The organism is Citrobacter sp. wls718 (genome assembly GCF_005280945.1).
Classification (GTDB): domain Bacteria; phylum Pseudomonadota; class Gammaproteobacteria; order Enterobacterales; family Enterobacteriaceae; genus Citrobacter; species Citrobacter gillenii.
In genome coordinates, this window is record NZ_SZWV01000079.1 from 24,679 (window position 1) to 27,830 (window position 3,152).

Annotated in this window: 5 protein-coding genes; 2 read left to right on the forward strand and 3 right to left on the reverse strand. The window is 56.4% G+C overall.

The window, feature by feature from the left end; genetic code table 11:
• Positions 1-66: hypothetical protein (locus FDW95_RS23930; protein ID WP_249359170.1), on the forward strand; the 66-nt coding region annotated here is incomplete at its 5' end.
• A gap of 3 nt (positions 67-69) precedes the next feature.
• On the opposite strand, the gene FDW95_RS15660 is transcribed toward FDW95_RS23930, so the two are convergent.
• Together FDW95_RS15660 and FDW95_RS15665 are read right to left on the reverse strand one after the other, a co-directional pair.
• Positions 70-627, reverse strand: coding sequence for a DcrB family lipoprotein (locus FDW95_RS15660; protein ID WP_115257264.1), 558 nt, complete (start codon positions 625-627; stop codon positions 70-72).
• 72 nt (positions 628-699) lie between these two features.
• Positions 700-1,365: a 7-cyano-7-deazaguanine/7-aminomethyl-7-deazaguanine transporter gene (locus FDW95_RS15665; RefSeq protein ID WP_096759217.1), complete on the reverse strand. Its 666-nt coding sequence runs from the start codon at positions 1,363-1,365 to the stop codon at positions 700-702.
• 169 nt (positions 1,366-1,534) lie between these two features.
• On the opposite strand from FDW95_RS15665, the gene tusA reads away from it, so the two are divergent.
• Positions 1,535-1,780, forward strand: coding sequence for a sulfurtransferase TusA (gene tusA / locus FDW95_RS15670; protein ID WP_003827551.1), 246 nt, complete (start codon positions 1,535-1,537; stop codon positions 1,778-1,780).
• Positions 1,781-1,881: 101 nt separating this feature from the next.
• Here tusA and FDW95_RS23935 read toward each other — a convergent pair.
• Positions 1,882-3,152, reverse strand: a 1,271-nt coding sequence (locus FDW95_RS23935) for a heavy metal translocating P-type ATPase (protein WP_249359147.1), incomplete at its 5' end; no start/stop codon positions are given.

Below are 3,152 nucleotides of genomic sequence, written 5' to 3' on the forward strand. Positions count from 1 at the left end.
TTGCTGACCTGGCGGTTAAAAAAACGGCCCCCGGAGGACTCTGCGGAGGCCGTGTCATCGTCTTAACCGTTACTGGATAACCAGCGTGTTAATGATGTTCTCTGCGGTCGCCTGCGCTTTCTGCTGATCGTCAGCAGGCAGCGTGATCTGCAGGGTCAACAGCTGGTTGTCCACTTTGCCCAGCACCACAGAAGAGTAAGCGGTCTGGCCTTTGGCGGAGATGATGCTGTCTAACTGCTGCAGGGTATGGCCCTTCAGCTCAATCGACTTGTTGGTGACGACCTGCAGCTGCGGGTCACGGCTACGCTGCTGATCTTCCAGGCGTTTGGCCAGCACGGTCAGGTCTTCACTGGTGTCATCACCGACAATCACAATCACTGCTTTCTGGCCGGTTGCGTCAGAATACACGTGCATATTGTTGGCCTGAGTACCCAGCTTGCCGCTCTGATCGGTCATATCTGCTGGCAGGGAAAAACTGAGCTTGCCGTCCAGCAGGCTGACCGGTTGTCCGGCGGCGTTACTTTCCGCGGCAGCACCCTCGGCTGGCGCTTTGGTATCGCTATTATCACAGGCCGCAAGCCCCATAACCAGCAGGCCAATACCGACATATTTAACCAGATTGCGCATTGACTTCTTCCTTTCGATAAACGGCCATAACGGCTCATTCGTCCATCTTATCACAACTCGGAAAATGAACCTTTAACTCGTCTGTAATGCCGCGATTTCGGATTTATCTGCCAGCCTTTTCAGTAACATATTCAGCAACACACCGTACATCGGCAGGAAGAAAATAATACTGATCAGCACCTTGAAACAGTAATCGACCAGCGCGATTTCCATCCAGTGCTCGGCCATAAAGGCATCCGGGCTGCGCCAGAAGGCGATAAAGAAGAAGGCCAGCGTATCGCTGATGTTGCCAAACAGCGTGGAGGCGGTAGGTGCGAGCCACCAGCGGCGGTTTTGACGCAGGCGGTTAAAGACGTGCACATCCAGAATTTGACCCAGTGCGTAGGCCATAAAGCTGGCGGCGGCGATACGGGCGACAAACAGATTAAAGTGCAGCAGCGCGTCAAATCCTTGCCAGGACCCCATATAAAACAGCGCGGAAACCCCATAGGAGATCAACAGCGCGGGGATCATGACCGCAAAAATGATGCGTCGTGCCAGCGGTGCGCCAAAAATGCGAACGGTCAGGTCGGTGGCGAGGAAAATAAACGGAAAGCTAAAGGCGCCCCATGTGGTATGGAAACCGAAGATGGTGATCGGCAGTTGTACCAGATAGTTGCTGGATGTGATCACCAGCAGATGGAATAGCGATAGCCAGAACAACGCTTTTACGCGCTGAGTTTGTGTAAACGGAGTCATATTGTACCTTTTTAGTCAAGAATTGGGGTGAGGGAACCCAATAAAACGGTCGCATGATACTGCTTTAACAGGGCTTTGCAATGGTTGTTTTTCACGCAATCGTTAACCTGATTGGCTTACTGACCAACAGAGCGTAAAATAACGCCGTTTTTTATTGAACGAGACAATGATGAGCGATTTGTTTACCTCTCCCGACCATACCCTTGATGCCCAAGGGCTGCGCTGCCCGGAACCGGTGATGATGGTGCGTAAAACTGTGCGCGGCATGCAGGCCGGTGAAACGCTGCTGATTGTCGCGGACGATCCGGCGACAACCCGCGACATTCCCGGCTTTTGTACGTTTATGGAACATGAGTTGGTGGCCAAAGAGACCGACTCTCTGCCGTACCGCTATTTAGTGCGCAAAGGTCAGTAAGCTTGTTTGCCGGATGGCGGCGCAAGCGCCTAATCCGGCCTACGAATGACGAACAGCCAGTCGGCCTAATAAGTGAAGCACCATCAGGCGAGAAACAGGCATTACCCTTTCCGTAACAGCCGCAGCGCGTTGGCAGTCACCAGTACCGTTGCCCCTGTATCTGCCAGCACCGCCAGCCACAATCCGGTTATCCCCAGAAGCGTGGTTATCAGGAAAATCCCCTTCAGACCCAGCGCAATGGCAATGTTCTGGCGAATATTGGCGTGAGTGGCGCGTGCCAGTTGGATCATTTGCACCAGGCCGCGCAGGCGGTTATGGGTCAGGGCGGCATCCGCCGTTTCCAGCGCGACGTCGGTGCCGCTTCCCATCGCAATGCCGATGGTGGCCGCTTTCATTGCCGGCGCGTCGTTAATCCCGTCCCCAACCATCGCCAGCGGGGACTGCTGGTTCAGGCTGGTCACTACCCGAACTTTATCCTCCGGTAGCAGGCCTGCTTTGAATTCCAGCCCCAACTCACCGGCAATTGCTGCCGCCGCACGTGGGTTATCCCCGGTCAGGATCACGCCTTTTACGCCCAACTGATGAAGCTCGTTGATGGCGGTCAGGGCGTCGTCACGCAGTGTATCCTGTAAGGCCAGCACGCCGAGCACCGCATCGTTGCGCAGCACCAGTACCACCGTTTGCCCGGCGCTTTCCAGTTCGCTAATCTGTCCGGCAAAGGCTTCGGCGGGCTGTTTGCCCGCTGCGCAAATCAGTATCCGCTCGCCGTTGACCTGCGCTTCAATACCCGAACCCACCAATGCCCGCTGCGCTTGTGCTGCCGGGATGGTCAATTCACGGGTCTGCGCTTCACGGACAATCGCCTGAGCCAGCGGGTGCGTGGCACCTTGCTCAACCGCTGCCGCCAGCGCCAGCAGTTCGGACTCGCTGATGCCGCTCGCTGGATGAATCGCCGTCACGCGCGGTTTACCCACGGTCAGGGTACCGGTTTTATCGAATGCCACATGAGTGACCCTACCTAATTGCTCCAGCGCGGCTCCGCCTTTAATCAGCGCCCCACGCCGCGCCGCTGCCGCCAGCCCGGAGGTGATTGCGGCAGGCGTTGAGATCACCAGCGCACACGGGCAGCCAATCAACAGCAGCGTCAGCCCTTTATAAATCCACTCCTGCCAGGAGGCGGCAAACAGCAGTGGGGGAACAAGAGTGACCAGCAGGGCGATCGCCATGATGGCCGGAGTGTAAATGCGGCTGAAGCGATCAATAAACCGCTCAATCGGGGCCCGACGCTCTTCGGCTTCTTCTATCAGCTTCAGGATGCGGTCAATGGCGCTGGCGCCCGGTTCAGACAGGACTTCCAGCGTGACAAGGCGGT

Coding starts and splice junctions, on each gene's coding strand:
- FDW95_RS15660 (WP_115257264.1), bottom strand. CDS start 627: ATGCGCAATCTGGTTAAATATGTCGGTATTGGCCTGCTGGTTATGGGG.
- FDW95_RS15665 (WP_096759217.1), bottom strand. CDS start 1,365: ATGACTCCGTTTACACAAACTCAGCGCGTAAAAGCGTTGTTCTGGCTA.
- tusA (WP_003827551.1), top strand. CDS start 1,535: ATGAGCGATTTGTTTACCTCTCCCGACCATACCCTTGATGCCCAAGGG.